The 19,138-nt window shown below is 54.5% G+C and carries 12 protein-coding genes and 2 pseudogenes; 13 read left to right on the top strand and 1 reads right to left on the bottom strand.

Annotation, left to right across the window (positions count from 1 at the left end):
• Positions 1 to 11 precede the first annotated feature (11 nt).
• The 7 genes and pseudogenes from EOS_RS17085 to EOS_RS49255 all read left to right on the top strand — a co-directional run.
• Positions 12 to 217, top strand: a pseudogene (locus EOS_RS17085) (transposase domain-containing protein); the annotation flags it as partial.
• 708 nt (positions 218 to 925) lie between these two features.
• Complete coding sequence (locus tag EOS_RS17080) at positions 926 to 1,630, top strand: FadR/GntR family transcriptional regulator (protein ID WP_047847846.1); 705 nt, start codon at positions 926 to 928, stop codon at positions 1,628 to 1,630.
• A gap of 504 nt (positions 1,631 to 2,134) precedes the next feature.
• Entirely contained in the window at positions 2,135 to 3,478 is a 1,344-nt protein-coding gene (locus EOS_RS17075) for an MFS transporter (protein ID WP_047847845.1), read from the top strand.
• Positions 3,479 to 3,558: 80 nt separating this feature from the next.
• Positions 3,559 to 5,706 (top strand): beta-galactosidase trimerization domain-containing protein, encoded by a 2,148-nt coding sequence (locus EOS_RS17070; RefSeq protein ID WP_047847844.1) that lies wholly within the window; start codon positions 3,559 to 3,561, stop codon positions 5,704 to 5,706.
• 223 nt (positions 5,707 to 5,929) lie between these two features.
• Complete coding sequence (locus tag EOS_RS17065; RefSeq protein ID WP_047847843.1) at positions 5,930 to 7,120, top strand: porin; 1,191 nt, start codon at positions 5,930 to 5,932, stop codon at positions 7,118 to 7,120.
• 101 nt (positions 7,121 to 7,221) lie between these two features.
• Positions 7,222 to 8,256, top strand: a complete 1,035-nt coding sequence (locus tag EOS_RS44615; protein WP_082163390.1) for an SMP-30/gluconolactonase/LRE family protein — start codon at positions 7,222 to 7,224, stop codon at positions 8,254 to 8,256.
• A 72-nt stretch (positions 8,257 to 8,328) separates the two neighbouring features.
• A pseudogene (locus tag EOS_RS49255) lies at positions 8,329 to 8,454 on the top strand (aldehyde dehydrogenase family protein); the annotation flags it as partial.
• Between the two features lie 207 nt (positions 8,455 to 8,661).
• Here EOS_RS49255 and EOS_RS17055 read toward each other — a convergent pair.
• Positions 8,662 to 10,377 carry a tannase/feruloyl esterase family alpha/beta hydrolase gene (locus EOS_RS17055; RefSeq protein ID WP_053063915.1) on the bottom strand — a complete coding sequence of 572 codons (1,716 nt, stop codon included), beginning with the start codon at positions 10,375 to 10,377 and terminating at the stop codon, positions 8,662 to 8,664.
• Positions 10,378 to 11,347: 970 nt separating this feature from the next.
• Here EOS_RS17055 and EOS_RS46305 point away from each other — a divergent pair.
• The 6 genes from EOS_RS46305 to EOS_RS17025 all read left to right on the top strand — a co-directional run bounded on the left by EOS_RS46305 (position 11,348) and on the right by EOS_RS17025 (position 19,127).
• Positions 11,348 to 11,590, top strand: a complete 243-nt coding sequence (locus tag EOS_RS46305) for a DUF4148 domain-containing protein (RefSeq protein WP_407639150.1) — start codon at positions 11,348 to 11,350, stop codon at positions 11,588 to 11,590.
• A 360-nt stretch (positions 11,591 to 11,950) separates the two neighbouring features.
• Entirely contained in the window at positions 11,951 to 12,874 is a 924-nt protein-coding gene (locus tag EOS_RS17045) for an NAD-dependent epimerase/dehydratase family protein (protein WP_047847840.1), read from the top strand.
• 17 nt (positions 12,875 to 12,891) lie between these two features.
• A complete protein-coding gene (locus EOS_RS17040; RefSeq protein WP_047847902.1) occupies positions 12,892 to 13,197 on the top strand; it encodes an antibiotic biosynthesis monooxygenase family protein in 306 nt (101 codons plus the stop codon).
• Positions 13,198 to 14,471: 1,274 nt separating this feature from the next.
• Positions 14,472 to 15,782 (top strand): MFS transporter, encoded by a 1,311-nt coding sequence (locus EOS_RS17035; RefSeq protein ID WP_047847839.1) that lies wholly within the window; start codon positions 14,472 to 14,474, stop codon positions 15,780 to 15,782.
• A gap of 627 nt (positions 15,783 to 16,409) precedes the next feature.
• Positions 16,410 to 17,642, top strand: coding sequence for an NAD(P)-dependent alcohol dehydrogenase (locus tag EOS_RS49250; protein ID WP_407639149.1), 1,233 nt, complete (start codon positions 16,410 to 16,412; stop codon positions 17,640 to 17,642).
• 33 nt (positions 17,643 to 17,675) lie between these two features.
• On the top strand, positions 17,676 to 19,127 hold the full coding sequence (locus EOS_RS17025) for an aldehyde dehydrogenase (protein ID WP_047847837.1): 1,452 nt from the start codon (positions 17,676 to 17,678) through the stop codon (positions 19,125 to 19,127).
• Positions 19,128 to 19,138 lie beyond the last annotated feature (11 nt).

The following is a 19,138-nucleotide window of genomic DNA, read 5'->3' as shown; positions in this document are numbered from 1 at the left end:
AATTGCATTGTCGCCGCAACTATCTGTTTGCTGGCGCTGACTCGGACGGCGAACGCGCTGCCGCGATCTACAGCTTCATCGGCACGGCCAAACTTAACGATGTCGATCCCGAGGCGTATCTGCGCTTCGGGCTTGCGCGCATCGCCGACCACGCGATCACCGCGTTGACCAACTCATGGCATGGGTCGTCGTGGATCGGCTTCGTGCAAACGCCTGAAGATCTCGGGCGCCTGTTGAGACGGGACTCGCGCAGCGCTTTCGATTGGCGTGGCCGGCACCGCCACTCTGCGCACGTGGCGGCAACAGCCTCGTGAGGGTGCATGGCATATCGGGCGCAAGCCTTCGTTAAGCGGACGCGATACTCCCGAGACGGTCAATGCAACTCAGGACGGGTTGTCGGGACGCTCGCGCTTGAAGTGACACACGCCACTTATCGCTGATCAGGGGTGGTGCAACGCGAGGACCCACTTGCGCGCCTTTCCAGCGGGTTTGTCGGTGAGTACCACGCAAACTCGCGCTAATTGATCGTGCTTGAGGTATGGCACAAGTATGTCGAGATCAACACCCGGCAGCCGGACAGCCGCCGCCCTCATGGCGCTGCATCCACAGACGCACTTCCCTGATGCTGCGGTAGTCGTTGCGACGTTGTCCTATCCCTGTCTCGAGGATCCCGAGATTGGGTTTGATTCGCTGTGATATCAAATATCACTGAAATTGATAATGGGCATTGTGCGTTTGGAGACAAGTCGTGGAACTTAAGGTGGGATAAGGCTTGGACAGAAGATTCCTCGTGCGGATAGTTGCTTAAAAGATCTCCATACGTTCCCGTCAGACGCTCTTGTAAAGGGTTTATCCGAATGCTTCGACAACCGCGAATTTGTACTATAACAATATGACTTACCAACGCACGCTCTCTGAAACTTTCATGTTAGAAAAATTACCAATCGTGGCACTTAGCGACACCGTTGCGCAGAAGTTGCTCGCCGAGATCGCCGATGGAGCCTTTAAGCGAGGCAGTAAACTGCCGACGGAGGCCGTCTTGGCGCAGGAGTTCGGCGTTAGCCGTACGGTGATTCGCGAAGCGATTTCCCGACTGAAAAACGAGGGTGTTGTGGAGCCACGGCAAGGTAGCGGGATCTATATATCAGTGCATGGGGCGATCCGTCCTTTGCGAATCGACTACGCTGAGGCGACGGAGGGCGGCTCCATTTTCCAGTTACTTGCGCTGCGACGCGCAATAGAGGCCGAAGCGGCGTCTGAGGCAGCGACGCACCGTACTGACGCCCAAATGCTGGAAATTGATTCTGCTCTGACCAAGATTGACGACGCGGTCGCAGAGGGACGCGATGGGGTCGCCGAAGATGTCGGGTTTCACCATTCCATCGCAGTTGTTGCGGGCAATCCCTATTTTATCAAAACACTGACATTTCTAAATCAGTACTTCGAGGCCGGCGTTATTGTGACGCGTCACAATGAAGCGATGAGCGAGCGGTTTTCACGGCAAGTCCGTGAAGAGCATATGGCTATCGCCGCGACTATTCGTTCGGGCGATCCAATGGCCGCACGCACTGCTGTTCAAACGCACCTATACAACGCTGCTCGCAGACTCGCTGAGGCTGGAATCCGCTAACGGCCCAGGAAAGCCAGCGCAACGCGTAGAACCCACCAACACGATCGACTGGTAAATCTGCAGGACAACCTAGACCGAGAAAAACGATCTCCAAGTTCAACTTCAAGAAGTGTTTTTTGGGCTCCCATCAGCCTGGTCAAACTTAGAAGCATCGCTGGCAATACCAGGCGATGGTACAAAATCTGACACATAGAGGGTGGCCCCAGCATCATCGAGGTGGTCCGTTCTTCGAAAGCCGGCAGTAGGCAAATTGGCCGGCTAAACAGGTAGTATTTGCTATGTAAAGTAGTCCTATGTTTTGATAAAAAAGGTGTGTATTTCCAATATCCGATCGTTAGATCGCCGCGTAGCGATTGTTTAGGAGATAACCTTTCTCCGTCATTGGGGGCTTCCAATTTCTGGACAGACACGTTTTATCTGGTTTTGCAGCCAAGAGGGTCAGCATCGCGCGGCTTGCTTGGATCTAATTTTAAGCGTTACGAATAAACGGTTTCAGGTGAAATAATGAGTGAATTAAATTTGGGAATATTGACGGACGATCGGATTGCTGCAAGTAGTCTCCGCAGAAAACAGGTGACCTTTGTCATTCTTGCATTGGCAATGACTGTTATAAATTACCTTGATCGAAGTACGATCAGTATTGCTGCTGTTCATATGCGGTCTGACCTTGGCCTCACGGCAGTGCAACTGGGCGCCCTTCTCTCAGCCTGGTCGTTCAGTTATGCCTTGTGCAACATGCCGGCAGGTTACCTCGTTGATCGGCTTGGCGCTCGATACCTTATGACGTGCGCCATCATGGTGTGGTCGTGCGCACAGTTGGCCGGTGGTCTTGTCCGTGGCTACCTTCCAATGCTAGCCACTCGCATTGTCCTTGGCGTCGCTGAATCACCAACCGCGCCCACGAACGCCAAGATGGTTTCAACATGGATTCCGATCCGCAGGCGCGGCTTGGCTACTGCGGTATACACGTCCTCCACCTCACTCGGCCCTTTTCTTGCCCCGCTTTTACTGACTGGCGCGATGTTACATCTCGGCTGGCGGAACATGTTTCTGTGCATGGGTGTCGCTGGAATCGTTTTTTCCATTGTCTATTTCGTCATGTATCGAGATTTGAGTCGCGCAAAGCTCTCGGACGGCGAGCGACGGCTCCTTTCGGATGGCGAAGGCGGATCAGTAAAAGGGGCGTCTCACGTACCCGTTACGTTTGCGCGTTGGAAAGCGCTCTTCCACTTCAGGACGACATGGGGACTCATGATTGGTGCCTTCAGCCTCGGCTGGGTGGGCTTGATGTTCTCGGGCTGGCTGCCGCTTTATCTTGAACTAGAGTTTCATGTCAGTATTGCCAAGACAGGGGTGCTTGCTGCGATTCCGTTTCTGGGTGGAATCTTCGGTGCTTTCATCGGTGGAATCGGTTCCGATTGGCTCGAACGTCGGGGGATCGGGCGTGTTAATTGCCGTAAAGCACCGATTCTTGTAGGCGTTTGCGGTGCAGGAGCGGCTACCGCGGTCGTAGGCTTTTCGAACGCTCCGGCACTGGCTATCGCAGCGAGCTTCTGTGCCCTCTTTTTCATGCAGATGGCAGGAACCGCTCAATGGGCCGCTGTGACGATTTTCTTCCCGAAGAGTCTGGTGGGATCTGCGATTACTACTTCGACATTCGCAGCGTTCCTCGGCGCAACCCTTTCGCCACTGGTCACCGGTCTGTCGATCGACATTACAGGATCATTTCGGTCCGCGCTATTTTTGAGTGCGTTCATCTGCATGCTTGCGGGCCTCAGTCTTTTTCTTCTCGTCAAGAACGTTGTAGGAGAAACAGCCATCAGTGAAGTTCAAGAAAATAACGTGTGAGAGCACGCTGCAAAGCGCGTGCTTCTCGATATACACACGTAAAAGCAATTTACGAAGAAACATCACATTAGGGTGCATCCATGAAAGAACAGCTTTGGTACAAAAAGCAGCTCAGGATATATCAGACAGTACTGCGTGAAGTGGATCTAATCGATTACGACGCTGCACGCGTAGTGGAGTATCTCGTCTCGGCCGATGCTAACTGCCTCGTCATCAACGCAGGTGGAGTGATTGATTTTTTTCAGAATAAACTCGAATTCGCAAATATTAGCAAATTTGTCGGCTCGAAAGACATCATTCAAGAGCTAACAGAGGAGTGCCACTCGCGCGGCATTAGAGTCATTGCGCGAGTTGATTTTCGGGGCGCCGAAAAAAGAGTCTTCGAACAGCGACCTGATGCGTTTGCGGTAGACGAAGCTTGCCAACCTCAAGTGTTCAACTACCTGGGGCATCCACTTCCAGAAACCCTATACACGCCGTGCTACCTTGGCTGGTATCGCAATGAGCATGCCTTCGACTTCGCGCGGCATCTGTTCGAAGAATACAACGTGGACGGAATTTGGGAAAACGCCTCAATGCACGAGGGAGTGTGCTACTGCAAGCGATGCCAGGCAGCGTTTATGGAAGACCATGACGATGAATTGCCACGTGGCGGACACTTCGCTGAATCGAAATACGATACATATAGGGCGTGGAAGTCCCGAATGCTACACCGCCATCTCTCCGCTTTTCGTCGGGAGATCAAGAAGTTCGGAGACGACAAGGCTTTTTGCGCCGAAATATTCGGCTTGTTCTATGACTTCTACAACTCCGCGGGGCATGATCTCTACAACATAAAAGACGCAATGGACTTTCTGGTTACTCCGCTCTTTATAGGAAATCATGAGCCGTTGAATGGACCTGGGACCCTCACCAAGTTTCTGAAGGCGTTAGATGAAGAAAAGACACCGGTCGTTCTCTTCGGTCACTTGGGCATGGATAATCAACTTCGTTACGTCTCAAACTCGCCGGCAGAACTAAAGATATGGATGTGGCAGGCACTGAGTGCTGGCGGCTCGCTGTGGGATGTTATCTTCAACGGTCAACACCCGGGCGCAACCTACGATCGGCGCAACGAAGCTGTGGTTCGCGACGTATTCAGAGTAATGAAGAGACACGAGGGTAAGCTGCACTCTCAGAAGTCGATCGCGCCAGTCGGAATATTCTATTCACAAAAGACAAATATAAAACATCGCAGACAAAATCGGGCGGAAGACCACTATCTCACTAATATTCTCGGTCTAGAGCAAACTCTGCAAGATAGACACCTTCAATATGATTTCGTTCTCGATCTTGATTTCTCGGCCCAGAAGCTTACGAATAAGAAATTATTGATAATTCCGCATTGTGAATTGCTATCGGACACGCATGCTGAAGTTATTCGCGCTTTCGTTTCCGCTGGCGGACATGTTATCTCGACGGGATCTACAGCGCTTCGCAATGAGGTTGGGGAGCTTCGGGACGATTTTGCCTTGACCGACGTCTTCGGCTGCTCTTACTCAGGTCTGTCCAAAGATTCATCGAAGTGGGGATATCAGTGGATCAGGCAACGGGAGCACCCGGTCATGCGCGATTTCGAGCAAACTCAACTCATCGCTAATTGGGGTGAATGTTTGCTGGTCGAAGTGCATCAAGGAAGCGGCGCTCAATCACTGGCCACATATGTTCCGGCCATTTATCCGCAGCCACCGGAAAAAGCATGGCTAACGTCGATGGAGACTCCGTACGCAACTGTCATCGAAAACGTATTCGGCGACGGACGGTCCATTTACTTCGCCACCGAAGTGGACAGAAATGTCTGGCATCACGGACACCCGGATTACTCGATGCTGCTGGGAAATACGGTGTCGTACATGCTTGGCGATGCCAACAGGTTGAGCACGAATGCGCCGGCTAGCGTTCAGATGACGATTTCGAAAGTTGACAATGACGAAGGCGGGTTTTTGCTGCACGTCATTAACGTCACGTCCTCGCCCCGGCGTCCCGTTGTAGATCTCGTCCCGGTCAGGGATATATCGATCGCCTTGGACCTTCCGGCACGTAAATATCATTCCTTTGAGGTTCTAACGGGAGATGCATCAGGTGTGGTTGTCCGTTCCGACAATAAGGTTGAAGACGACACGATACGCGTTGACGTTCAGATCGCCCATCTCAAAGATGTGGTGGCTTTGTACATCGCTGCGCAGTAGGGCCGCCGCTGGAGCGAAGCAGCTTAGAACTTAACCATGAAGCGGGGCATTCGTTCGCCCTGTTGAGTCAAAGCCCGGAAATGGAACGCGAGATTTAGCAAGGGAGTTGTTGGTATTTCGATAAACGTAGACCATATCCAGACGGTCGCGCTTGCTCGAGTTTTTAGGTTGATTAGGAATACGAATATTTTATAGCCGTGTACAAAATAAAAAGGAGGAGAAGTTGAAAAAAACGCTCATAACTTCCGTCATTGGGACACTTTTTGCCGGTAGCGCATACGCTCAGAGCAGCGTTACGCTTTACGGCATTGTTGACGTTGGCATCACATATACATCGAACGTAGGTGGATCTCATCAAGTCGCTTTGACAAGCGGCGGCGAGACAGGAAGTCGATGGGGACTGACTGGTGTGGAGGATCTAGGGAACCGGTTGAAAACCATCTTCACGCTCGAGAATGGGTTCAGTGCGACCACGGGTGCACTTAAGCAAGGTGGTAGCCTCTTCGGCCGCCAAGCCTTTGTTGGCATTAGCAGCGATCAATATGGGACGGTGACGTTCGGCAGACAGAATGACGCTTCTTACAGCACGATGACGGGCTATCTACGCCTGTCAGCGGGCGGCACGTGGGCATCAAGCGGAACTGCGGATGGTACCCATGCAGTGGATGTCGACAACCTCGACGGCATCAATATCATCAGCAACGCCGTCAAATACCAGTCCCCAAACTTCGGCGGTTTGATCTTTTCCGGTATGTACAGCCTGGGGGGCGTGGCGGGTAACTTCACCCGAAATAATATTTATGACGTTGCAGTAGGTTACGACAATGGTTTGCTCAAAATGGGAGCATCGTATTTTTTTGCGAAGGATCCCAACTTCTCTTTCTGGGGGGGTAAGCCCAGCGACAGTCTGACAGGAAGCAACATCCCGTACGTCACAGTCGCGGGGTACGCGTCTGCCGAATCAGAACAGATAGCTGTGGTCGGTGGAGGATATACCTTAGGTCCCGCTATTGTCTCTTTGCTCTACAGCAACGTCAAATTCGGTGGGCTCGGCAGTATTACAGGCGTGACGACAGGCGCGGCGGCACAGTATCGTGGTTCGGCGTCGTTCAACACTGGCGAAATTAACGTAACGTATCAGGTGAATCCAGCGCTACTGCTCGGCGCTGCTTACAGTCAGACGAGAGATAGCGGGGCGAATAATAGTGAAGGCGCGAAGTATCAACAAATGAATCTGGGCGCCATTTATTCAGTTTCAAAGCGAACTTCACTTTATGCGACGGCTGCATATCAAAAAGCTTCCGGTACAAACTCGCTTGGAAAGAGCGCTGTAGCTGATCTCACGAGCGGTACAGCGCCTTCTGGAAACGATCATGAACTCTCGGTGATCATGGGGATAAGGCACAAGTTCTAAGCGAAGCTGAGACCCGTCACGGTTCGTTGACTCGTTGCCGGGTCTTTCCATCTCGTTCATCCTGGGTTTTCCCGTTACCGACATGTCTTCAGAGAAATTCCATGACACTCAATTATCGGGCGATTGCCGGTGTGGCAGGCTTTTTAATTGCCCTTTTGCCCTCGCCACGACTGCTTATGGCGCAACCGTCGGCTTATCCAATGCCGTCGTCGAACTTTACCTATACATCGCCGCAACCCAGCGTCAGTCTCGGTAGTCAGATAGGCATGCCGGGCCGCTCTCTCGGACTGGAAGCTATCTGCGGTTCCTGTCAGCTTGAGAAGTTCACCGATGAATGCGTTGGGCGCCTCGAGGGACCGAGTTTTGATAGAGATGGGAATCTCTGGATGGTCAGCCCGGCAACCGGCAGCATTTTTCGCGTAACGCCCAGCGGACACTGTGAGGTAGTTGCTCAGACTCCGGCTCCAAATGCAACGCGATTCGCACGCGATGGTCGTCTATTTGGCGTAGACAACAAGCTTGGTGTCTTCTGGCTTGACACAAAGACACTAAAGGTAACCTACGTAACAAACAGATATCGAACCGAGAACTTTCACGGTCTCGACGATCTCTATTTCGATCGCGCAGGAGGACTTTATCTAACCGACGCATATGGATCGAGTGTGCTTCATCCACAAGGTCAGGTTTTCTATCTCGCAACAAACGGCGACGTACGTAAGCTAATCTCGGGAAATCTTGCTTTTCCTAACGGCATTGTATTGTCGCCGGATGAGCGAACGCTGTACATCGACGACTGGGGCTCGAATCGGATAATTGCCGTTCCGGTCAGAAGTCCGGGAGAACTGGATGTGGATTCAGCCTGGGTCTTTGCCTATCTCAACGGCGGTCGTGGCCCGGATAGCATGACCATTGACTCTGACGGCAATGTTTATGCCGCGCACTATGGCGCCGGCGAGGTCGATGTCTTCGATTCCCACGGCTTTTATTACGGGGCCATCCGTATGCCCGCTGGCGCCGGCATGGTTCCGTCGAACGTCACCATTCACGGCGGCTACCTTTTCATTACCGAAATGGATCAACACACCGTTTGGAGAGTGCGGACAAAAGTCCGCAGCGTGAATCAGTGGCCAGAGTGACACCCTTAACACAATCGGGTAGGCGAACCCGTTCGCTAATCAGTGTCGCGTTGTCGAAAGGCTGAAGGTGGTATGACGGGCGGTCAAACCAGGGCCGCCGACACGATGCAGCCTACGATCATCGAACACGTAACTCCATCGATGGCGACTTACCACGAGGAAACACTTGGCCCGATCATGACTGTAGTGCAAGTGTCGGAAACTGCGGAGCCCGCGAGGATACCCGTGGTCGCTGATCTAGCGAGCAATTCATCGTCGTCATTGCTTCAGATAAAGCGTCTTGCCGTACAAATACCGTTCGCGGACTTCGGTAAAAGGAACTTATACGCGTGGCGTGGAAGATCAAGGCGAGCCCTAATACTCGCGACGGCTTCATGCACGGGTATTGAGGCACGATGTGCGCACTCAGTTCAGGTAGCGGGGCGCGGGTGTAGGAACTCCGCCACGAGGGCCATCTTTGCAAATGAAGCTACTGGCCGCAGTGGGGTCCCCAGCCTGGTATACCGGCAGTTGCGGATAAGCACAAAGCGGACGCTGCATCACCGGCTGAGGATTTGCTCCCGTACTGTACTTGCTCGCTATAAGCTGTATAGGGGGCGTTTGATTCTCAACCCAATCTACCAGCTGTAAAAGTACGTCGTGCGCCTTGTCCGGAGGAAGGTAAGTAGCATAGGACTGCCCGAACTCACCAACCCCAGCTCCTCCGCCGATAGAGGCGCAGTGTCCCATGCCCGGTACGATGTAGTAGCGGAAGAAGTTCTGCGTCGCGTTAAGATCGGCTCCCTGGTCCTGTACGACGCGCTCGTAATATTCGATCTCAGATGGGAGTGGAACACCTGGGTCCGAACTGCCGTTGTACATGATCAGCTTTCCGCCGTTGGACTTGAAATCATTGAGGTCAGCGCTATTGGCATTCAGCGGGGGCGCGAGCAATGCATCAACCGTGTCGATGTTGTGGTCGAAATCGAAAGACAGGTAGTCGTAGCCGGCGCCGAACGTCCACAACAAATCGTAGAGTTGTTGAGACGGCCACGCGGAAGCGTCTTGCTGATTTACGAGACCCAAGGGCAGGTTCTCGGTACCGAAAGGCATGCCGGAAAAAATCCGTTCCCCTGTGCGAGGATTCGTCGGGCCAGCGTATGTCGCCTCCAGCGCTGTTAGCTGTGCTGGCGTCAGGCAGGTGTCGTCGTTGCTACTCGAGCATTTCGGCAACGTGTCTGGATTGAAGTTGCACTGGCGCGGATCAGTGAGGAATCCGTCTGTCGGCGCTCCACCGTCCTTACCCGCACACGATGCGACAACGTTAGCGGTGACCATGTTCAGCTTTCCTTGTGTCATCTGAGCTCCAGTCGCGTTAAGAGCTTTCAGGTTCCAGGAAAACATGGCATTCAGGTGCGTTCGGTTGAACGCTGGTGCACCCGCGATGATTCCGTTGTAGTCGGTCGGATACCGCTGGGCAATGGAGAGTGCCTGCTGTCCTCCGGTGGAACAACCAGAGAAATAGGAAGTCTGCGGGCCTGTCTTGTAAAAAGCATTGACGAGCGCTTTGCCGGCAATTGTCATCTCATGATTCGCGCGGTAACCGAAGTCGTTCCAGCGCTCCGGATGACCAATCATATTGTTTATGTTTGGTGATGTGCCCAAATCGGTATTGGCTGACGCGAAGCCACGCTGAAGTCCTTGCGCGATGCCTGTGACGTAAGCGATTGATCCGGCACCTCCTCCGTTGCCCGTAGCCAGGAAGCGGCGGTTCCAAGCTGTCTGTGGGAGCCAGACTTCGACATTGATGTCAGAATCCGGCGTTGGTTGCATCAGCACCGTCACGCGGCAAAAAGCCGGTAATCCCGTAATCGCGCTTGCTTGACCGGGTGGAGTGAAACTTCCGGCTGCAATTGATTGTGCACTCTGCACAATACCGTCAGGAATCGCCGTGTTTGTAAGCGTTTCGCATGGCACCTGCGCACTCGTTACGGGGCCTGCGGGACTAACGACGGGCGCGCCGTCGCCGTGCCCTCCGCAGCCAGATAAAACGATTGCTGCTGCGGCCACGCATGATGCCATCACAGCAGGCACCATCTGCCGCGATGCCTCGAAAACCTGGCCACTCTTTCTCATGTTCATGTCGTCTCCTTGAGGCTGACTTAATTCGGTATTTTCTTGGGAGCAGACGTCAGCAAATTTCGGCCTACGTCGATTTAGAACGTTGATGAATGCGGAAGGATGATGCGGCAATAAGTGAGAGGCTAGATGACCTCTGCGCAAGATACGCATACGAGAGCAATGGCTGAACGTTCCCGCTTCAGGAAAGGGAGACGGTCTTCGTTTCGTTCATTGCGAGCATGCCGAGTAATCCGGCGGCCGATGCAATCGATACGTGCGCCTACCCACGACAGCCCAGCCTGCGTTGTCGAAAAAGGGCAATGCAGACATAGGCAGGTATCCCATAATGTTCGTACTATTTATTTGTTATCGGTCGACCCGACAGAACAGACATGAGGCGATGGCCAGCAATGCAAGTTTTACGGAAGAAATATAGTGTGCGCATATAAAACACTCTATAGGTGGAGAACCGGCTAGGGCAAACCCTATGACGACAACGAAAAGTGCCGCGAGATGACGGCGCATCGCGTTCTGAGCGGGCTCGGTTAGCGCTTCGCTTGTGAAACTGGTACTACATACGCAGAGGTGCCATGAGACGGGGAGGTGCTGCGAAGGGAGATGCGAGTCGCGCCGACTGTCGTGCCGGACGCGCTCGAATTTGTGACGAACCGCGCGAGCGGATGGCAATCGGGCGACGATTGGCGCCCGCGCGATCGTCGAAAACGACCCTCTGTGGCTTCATGATCAGTGACGCGTAGCGCACCGACTGTCACGTGAACGGGAAAGTAAAAGATGGATCGGTGGGTGTAGAAACACCCCACGCTCTGTTCAACGGAATTGACGTGGCGCAAGACGGCAGCCTTAATGAGCATTGTCACGGCCATGTGCGAGGCGGCGAACCATTCGTTTCATTGTCTAGGCGACAGCTGTTTATCCGCATCAAATGAATTAATAGAATGGCTCACTGGCTACCAACAAGCGTGTTCGCAGCATGAACAGAAAGAATTCAGAAGTAAGTCATCGTGAAGTTGCTCATTCAAGCCGCCGTATTGCCGCGGTGCTCACCGCTCCGGTCGCCTCGTTCGCACAGTCGGACCTGCTTGTCACCCGCAAGTACGCCGAGCTGGCCCAACTCGAAAAGGCCGGCTATAGCCCAGCCCGCGGCAGCGATCTGTACTACCCGGCCGACATCCAGATTGCTGCGCTCTCCGAGCACAATAGGGAATTCGCATAAAAACATCAATGTCGCCACATTTTCGATCCGCACTTGCCGATCTGTTTGCCAGTACACTTAATACTTCACATATAAATTAATGTAGACTTTAACGTGTCGGATGACTCGAACGTCCGACCAACGTTCGAGAGGCTTGCATACACAGAACAAGGAAACTTGATGGCCCGCGGCTCAGAGGCAAGATCGCGGTCGTCACGGGCGGAGGCGGCGGAATCGGGTCCGCCGCACTGCGGCATTTGCGGTGCGCGGGCGGAGGCAGCAGCGTCAACATACGCTGTCGACGGACGCTGATAGTCTGCCGACCCGAACATAGATTTGCCGCGCGCGGCCCGTCCGCAACTTCATCAAGGATTCTCACCAATGAACATCTTCCTTACAGGCGCAACCGGATACATCGGTGGCAGCGTCGCCGCGGCGCTGAAGGACGCGGGGCATCGTGTGCGCGGACTCGTTCGTTCGCCAGCTAACGCCGAACTGGTCGGTAACGCCGGAATCGAGCCGGTCTTCGGATCGCTTGCCGATGTCGATCTGCTCAAATTCGAAGCAAGAGCCGCCGACGGTGTGATCAACACCGCAAGTGCCGACGACCTTGAATCGGTAGAAGCCATGCTCGAAGCCCTACAAGGGTCGGGCAAAGTATTTCTGCATACGAGCGGGTCAAGTGTGATCGGCGACGATGCCCGCGGCGAGTGGACCGCGGATGCGATATTTGATGAAGACACGCCGTTCGTCGTCGAGCCGCTCAAACAGCCCAGGCATGCGCTGAACCAGTTCATTCTCGGCGCGGCAGATCGCGGCATCCGGTCGGCTGTGATCTGTCCCAGCCTCATTTATGGAGTTGGGCGTGGAATCAATCCGCTCAGCATACAGATCCCTTCTCTGGTCCAGAACGCGCGCGAAAATGGCGTGGTGCAGATCGTCGGCAAAGGCGCAAATCGGTGGTCGAATGTCCATATCGACGACGTCACCGCGCTCTATCTGCTCGCGTTTGACAACGCGACGAGCGGCGCATTCTATTTTGTGGAGAACGGAGAGGCTTCCTTCGCCGAGATTGGGGCGGCAATCGCGACAAGGCTCGGGCTAGGCACCGTTGAGTCGCTCGACGCCGAAGAAGCCGCAAGCCGCTGGAGCGAACCGCTTGCCTTCTACTCGCTCGGCAGCAACAGCCGCGTCCGCGCCAAGCGCGCGCGGCACGATCTGGGATGGTCGCCTCAACACGCGTCGGTCACATCGTGGATCTTGAACGAAATGCCCACACGACACGACTCCCATCTGTCCCCATGAACCAAATAGGACCCTCCATGATTCTCGAACTAGCGGATCTGCTCACCTATCCCGGCCAACAAGCAGAGTTTGAGCAAGCCGTGCGACGCGGTGTCGAGACGGTCATCGCAAAAGCAAGGGGCTTTCGCCACTACTCATTGCGGCGAAGCGTCGAATCACCGGAGCGTTATATCCTTCAGATCGAATGGGATAGCTTGGAGGACCACACACTCGGCTTTCGGGGCACCCTCGCAGCCGTTGAGTGGCGAAGCATTGTCGACCCCTACTTCGCCTGCGCACCTCAGGTCGAGCACTTCGACCTCGTCGCAACATCGTCTGATTGAAGATTGCTAGTCGCGGGCTGCGACTAGCATGCGTCATCGTTCGATCTACTTCGGCCGGCGGGAAATTGGGTCCCGATCTGATTCGCTTTGAGCCCGGAAGAAAGCGGCTATCTACCATAGGACATGGCTCCGACGCCTTATGGCGAGTCGCCAAAGGACATGCTGGTTTCTGAACCGCCGGTCGGCTCTCCTTACCCCCACGTCGACCGGCGTATTACCGCTGTCCGACGTGGGCATGTGCTTCGTTGAACAAACACGTGCGACGCGATTTCTGCCAGCGGAATGCTGCTATTGTCGATGCACGACGACAGCGAGAAACCGTCAAGACTGCGTCGCGCAATCGACGACGCTCGTTACGGACGCCTCTCATCTCTGGCTTCGACGCAGCACGGGGTTATACGTCGCTCACCACTGGAAGAGCCGATTCGTCCACGTGAATGACGATCGTCGGTACCACGAATCCGATTAGAAACACCGCATCGGGTGCGACACAATAAGCAACCAACCGTGTGACAGATGTTCGCGCGCCATTTCCGCCATCAGCAGCGAAGAGGCAACCACAGGCTCAGCGCTAACCAGGAAGTCGTTGACAAGCCACTAACGGTCTGATGCAGGGCGCCAGGTAGTGTTCTCGGAAACCGGATGTCAAGTCCACCGTAATGATTCCGTCGGCTCGATCTTGCGACCACTGCCTCCCCATCAATGATTGACATCGTCGAGCAGCGCGAGACGCGCCGGCAAGTTTCTGAACCCGTCTTTCGCGCCTCTAGTAAGACACTGGTCAGATGAACGCGTCGCACACTGCAGGGTTAGCGGTTATCTATTGGCGTCCACTTGGTGCATTCCTTCTGAGCCAGTGCAACAGCTGCAAGACACGCGCCAACAAGATCGCCGTCTCATGTGGAAGACTGCGCGAACATTTGAAAACGGTAAGTATTCACATACGAATTCTATGTTTCATACCAATCCAGAAGAAATAGTTGCTGGCACTGCCTTTGCACGTTGGCAAGACCTAATCGCCATATTTCATGGAAAACGAGGCCTGCGCCAGTTATACGCATTTACCCTATCAGGAACTATCCTGATCATATTTCTACATATGCACAATATATTTCATGTATAAATTTAACGCTGCGAACACTTGAATCCGCCGTCGACGACATCTGCCTCGTTCAGCCCTGATTCGATCGCAGACCGTTGTCACTGGCACGCCGGTCGGACAACCTCTACACCACCACAAGAACAGACGTAGCCACGCCTCGGAGAACCTAAAAATGTCAGTCTCATCTGTACCTACTACAAAAGTAAACTCCGTCAAACAACAAAATAGGAGTACGAAGATATTGTTCGCGAGCTTTATAGGTACAGCCATCGAATTCTATGACTTCTACGTCTATGCGACAGCCGCTGCGTTAGTTATCGGCCCGGTATTTTTCCCACGGGGATCGGCAACCGCGCAAGCCCTGTCGGCATTTGTGACGTTCGGGATCGCCTTCATTGCCCGTCCTATAGGATCATTTTTGTTCGGTCACTTTGGTGATCGCATCGGCCGGAAGTCGACGTTAGTTGGTTCACTCCTGGTGATGGGCACGTCAACCACTTTGATCGGCTTTTTACCTGGCTACAACTCGATCGGGAGTCTCGCACCGGTTCTGCTATGCGCGCTCCGTTTCGGTCAAGGTATAGGCTTGGGCGGTGAATGGGGAGGTGCCTCACTGCTCGCCACAGAAAACGCTCCCGCGGGTAAGCGTGGCTGGTACGGCATGTTTCCCGCACTGGGCCCGTCAATCGGCTTCCTTGCTTCGAACGGCCTTTTCTTTGCGCTATCGTTGACACTGACTGACGACCAGTTTCGCGACTGGGGGTGGCGAGTTCCCTTTCTCGTCAGCGCAGTCCTCGTTGTGTTGGGTCTGTACGTCCGTCTCAAGATTGCCGAAACGCCCGCCTTCCGCGCCGCAATTGAGAAGCGCGAATGTATAAAGGTCCCAAGCGCAGAACTCCTCTCGAAACATTGGCTCCCCACTCTGCTCGGGGCGTTGGCGATGGTGCCTTGTTACACGTTGTTTTACAACTCCACCACGTTTTCCCTCTCGTACGGCGTGTCGGTGCTGCACATGCCACGTCAGACCTTTCTCGGCCTGCTTTGCATTGCAGTGGTATTTATGGCGCTCGCTACACCGCTCGCGGCGTGGGCATCAGACCGTTGCGGCAGAAAACCTGTGATGATCGCGGGCATTACTGCAGCTATTCTGTCGGGATTCTTGATGGAGCCGCTTCTCGGAAGTGGCTCCACTACGCTGATCCTGCTTTTCCTCGTCATTCAGTTGTTCCTGATGGGTGCAACGTTCGCCCCGATGGGCGCCCTGCTACCAGAACTCTTTCCGACAAACGTCCGATACACCGGGGCGGGCGTTTCCTACAACTTGGGCGGTATCCTTGGAGCGTCGGTCGCGCCATATATCGCTCAGTTGCTAGCCGCACACGGCGGTTTGAGTTGGGTAGGCGCGTATGTATCCGTAGCCTCAGCGGTAGGCCTTATTGGCATGCTTTGCATGCGCGAAACGCGACACGTATCCCTTTCGTGATCAGACGACGAAGACGTCTTCCTCACCCACCTCCGCAGCGATTTCGGCCATAGTCTAGGCATGAGACTAGGTCAACCTTATCCGTGTTTCGTGCCACCTGACGAAGCTCACGATATGCTGCTGCGGATGGTGGATTGGGTCGAAAACTAAAACGAACCGCAGCAGATCATCGCCACAAGATATGGAAGCGGCTCTACACCAGTACCTGCAATGGGGCGGCCCATGTGCATCTCCCGAACTGCCAACCTAGCAGAGCGGTGAGCCGACTAGAGCCAGCAGCTTCACCCGCTAGGTGCACGAGGCAATGTGTCGACGTCTACGCCGAGATACCTGAACTAGACGAAAAGGCTCATCGGTTCACTTGGTCGCTATCCTTGAAAATTCGGCTGGTCGCGTTACTTCCAAGGTCCCGCTTGCCTCGTGCGTCATTACCGCCAAACCTGCCAGCCAGGAAGGTACGGCGAACCTTGCGAGGCCTATCCATCGCGCTCCTCCCGACGAAGCAATATTCACCCCGTGAATATGCCAATTAAGCGTGGCTTTATTGGCCCAACGTCCACTGTCGTCCATTATTTGTAAGTCGACACCACCGAGCAAAGCTGACGCCGTGCATGCATAAAACGATTGATGCGTCAAACTTCGGTCAGTGATCTCTCGAAGAAACAGAGCAGCGGCGGCAGCCTATTCGCAAAAAAATTACTGCTCCCGAAAGCCGACCCGACGCGATTCCCCAGGAGACATTTCATGCCACAACAGATTACTGCAGCCATCGTCCGCACCGCGGGCGGTGCTCTCACGCTCGAACAACTCACTCTCGGAGATCCGCAACCACACGAAGTAGTTGTCAAGATAGTTGCCACTGGTGTTTGCCACACGGACATGGTCATCCGTGACCAGTTGTTTACCACGCCACTCCCACTTGTACTCGGTCACGAAGGTGCCGGAATTGTCGAGGCCGTCGGCAGCGAGGTAACGCGAGTTGTGCCGGGCGATCACGTCGTGATGACATACATGTCTTGCGGACATTGCGATACATGCGTGTCCGGGCACCCTGCATACTGCGAAAACATGGCACCTCTGAATTTCGGAGGAGCGCGAGAAGATGGTACGAGTGGCCTCTGCGATTGCGCGGGACATTCCGTCCACGGTCATTTCTTTGGCCAATCTTCATTCTCAACCTATGCACTCGCAAGCGATCGCAACGTTATCAAGGTTCCCAAAGACATCCCACTGGAACTGCTCGCCCCTTTGGGTTGCGGTATCCAGACGGGTGCCGGCGCCGTGCTGAACTCTCTGAAAGTATCAGCGGGCTCAAGCTTTGCGGCGTTCGGGACAGGGGCAGTCGGACTGGCCGCCATCATGGCTGCCAGAGTAGCAGGCGCGACTACCATTATCGCCGTCGATATCGTGCCAAATCGGCTCGAATTGGCACTTCAGCTTGGCGCCACACACACTGTCAACCCGAAACTGGCTAACCCGGTTGAGGCGATCCGCGAGTTCACCGGGGGTGGTGCGAACTTTACACTGGAATGCAGTGGGCGGCCCGAGGTGCTTCGTCAAGCAGTTGACAGTCTGTCAATCTTCGGCACGTGTGGAATCGTGGGTGCCACCAAAATCGGCACTGAGGTTTCGCTGAATATTAACGACGTCATGATTCCCAGCCGACGAATCATGGGCATCGTTCAGGGCGACGCCCTTTCGCACCGTTTCATCCCCACTCTCATCGAGCTGTACCGCCAAGGACGTTTCCCGTTCGACAGGCTCATCAAGCAATATCGTTTCGACCAAGTCAACGAGGCGATGAAGGACAGTGAGAGCGGAGCGACGATCAAGCCGGTACTGATGTTTGAAGGCCAGTAAAACTGGCTCAATCTGGGTTACAGGAGCAGAAACTTGAAGACGCAACTCGTCATAGATAACGAAACCAAAGACGCTGGAGACGGTAAAACATTCTCACGTTACCACCCGGTTTCGGGCAGCGTGGTCACGGTAGGCGCAGCGGCGACCGTTGCAGACGCGATCGCCGCAGCGGACTCGGCGCGAGCAGCGTTAGGCAGTTGGAGTAAGGTGGGCCCTTCAGAGCGTCGTCGCCTACTATTGAAGGCAGCGGACATTCTCGAAGGCAAGCTTCTCTCTCTGCGCGAGACAATGGCCAACGAGATAGGCGCATCTAACCTGTGGTCCGACTTCAACGTCATGGGGTCCGCCGCTCTCTTTCGCGAGGCAGCCGCGTTAGCGACGCAAATTCAAGGTGAAACAATTCCTACTAATAAGCCTGACACGCTCTCCTTTACGGAGCGGCATCCAGTAGGTGTCGTCTTAAGCATCGTCCCGTGGAACGGTCCAGTACTCCTTGCTGCCCGCGCGATCGCATACCCGTTGATTTGCGGCAACACCGTCGTGTTCAAGGCGTCCGAGACCAGTCCGGCGACTCACCTAGCCGTCGCACAGAGTCTCTACGAAGCGGGTTTTCCCCCTGGCGTGCTGAACTTTGTCACCTGCGCTACTGAAGATTCACCACAAGTCATCGACGCGCTAATCGCTCACCCCGCAGTTCGCCGAATCAACTTCACCGGTTCAACGCGAGTAGGTCGAATCATTGCAGAGAAAGCGGCGAGCCAGCTAAAGCGCTGCCTGCTTGAACTGGGCGGCAAAGCGCCATTTGTTGTACTCGACGACGCGGACATCGACGCGGCCGTCAATGCGGCAACATTCGGGTCGTTTCTGTACCAGGGTCAAATCTGCATGTCGACCGAGCGATTCGTCGTCGACGAAAAGGTCGCCGACCAGTTTGTTACCCGTTTTGCCGCGCGCGCAAACGAACTGCCGGTCAGCGACCCGGCCACCGGTGCCGAATGCGTAGTTGGCCCGTTGGTCAGCGCGGAATCGGGTAAGCGAATCAATTCGCTCATCAACGATGCGTTGTCGAAAGGCGCGAAGGTGGTGACAGGGGGCGAAGCAGCCGCCGCAGTCATGCGACCCACGATCGTCGACCACGTAGATCCGACGATGGCGATTTACGACGAGGAAACCTTTGGTCCCGTCACAACGGTTGTACGGGTATCTGGAGTCGAGGAGGCAGTGAGAGTAGCCAATGATACCGCGTATGGTTTGTCGTCCGCCGTCTTTGGGCGCGACGTGACCCGTGCCTTGGCTGTCGCACGCAGAATCGATGCCGGCTGCGTACACATCAATGGTGCTACGGTGCAAAACGAAGCGCAGGCGCCGTACGGGGGAATGAAGCAAAGCGGGTACGGCCGCTTCGACGGACGTGCGGTCATCGACGAATTCACCGAACTCAAGTGGATTACGATCGAGCCAGCGGGACAGCCGTACCCATTCTGATTAGCATTTCA

Source organism: Caballeronia mineralivorans PML1(12), from assembly GCF_001028175.1.
Classification (GTDB): Bacteria; Pseudomonadota; Gammaproteobacteria; order Burkholderiales; family Burkholderiaceae; genus Caballeronia; species Caballeronia mineralivorans.
The sequence above is the reverse complement of the archived record's forward strand: the minus strand, read 5'-3'. Positions and strand labels throughout refer to the sequence as shown.

Excerpts from the sequence above, each read along its gene's own strand:
- EOS_RS44615 (WP_082163390.1), top strand. The coding sequence starts at position 7,222 with ATGACACTCAATTATCGGGCGATTGCCGGTGTGGCAGGCTTTTTAATT.
- EOS_RS17035 (WP_047847839.1), top strand. The coding sequence starts at position 14,472 with ATGTCAGTCTCATCTGTACCTACTACAAAAGTAAACTCCGTCAAACAA.
- EOS_RS17075 (WP_047847845.1), top strand. The coding sequence starts at position 2,135 with ATGAGTGAATTAAATTTGGGAATATTGACGGACGATCGGATTGCTGCA.
- EOS_RS49250 (WP_407639149.1), top strand. The coding sequence starts at position 16,410 with ATGCGTCAAACTTCGGTCAGTGATCTCTCGAAGAAACAGAGCAGCGGC.
- EOS_RS17080 (WP_047847846.1), top strand. The coding sequence starts at position 926 with ATGTTAGAAAAATTACCAATCGTGGCACTTAGCGACACCGTTGCGCAG.
- EOS_RS46305 (WP_407639150.1), top strand. The coding sequence starts at position 11,348 with ATGAACAGAAAGAATTCAGAAGTAAGTCATCGTGAAGTTGCTCATTCA.
- EOS_RS17045 (WP_047847840.1), top strand. The coding sequence starts at position 11,951 with ATGAACATCTTCCTTACAGGCGCAACCGGATACATCGGTGGCAGCGTC.
- EOS_RS17070 (WP_047847844.1), top strand. The coding sequence starts at position 3,559 with ATGAAAGAACAGCTTTGGTACAAAAAGCAGCTCAGGATATATCAGACA.
- EOS_RS17040 (WP_047847902.1), top strand. The coding sequence starts at position 12,892 with ATGATTCTCGAACTAGCGGATCTGCTCACCTATCCCGGCCAACAAGCA.
- EOS_RS17055 (WP_053063915.1), bottom strand. The coding sequence starts at position 10,377 with ATGAACATGAGAAAGAGTGGCCAGGTTTTCGAGGCATCGCGGCAGATG.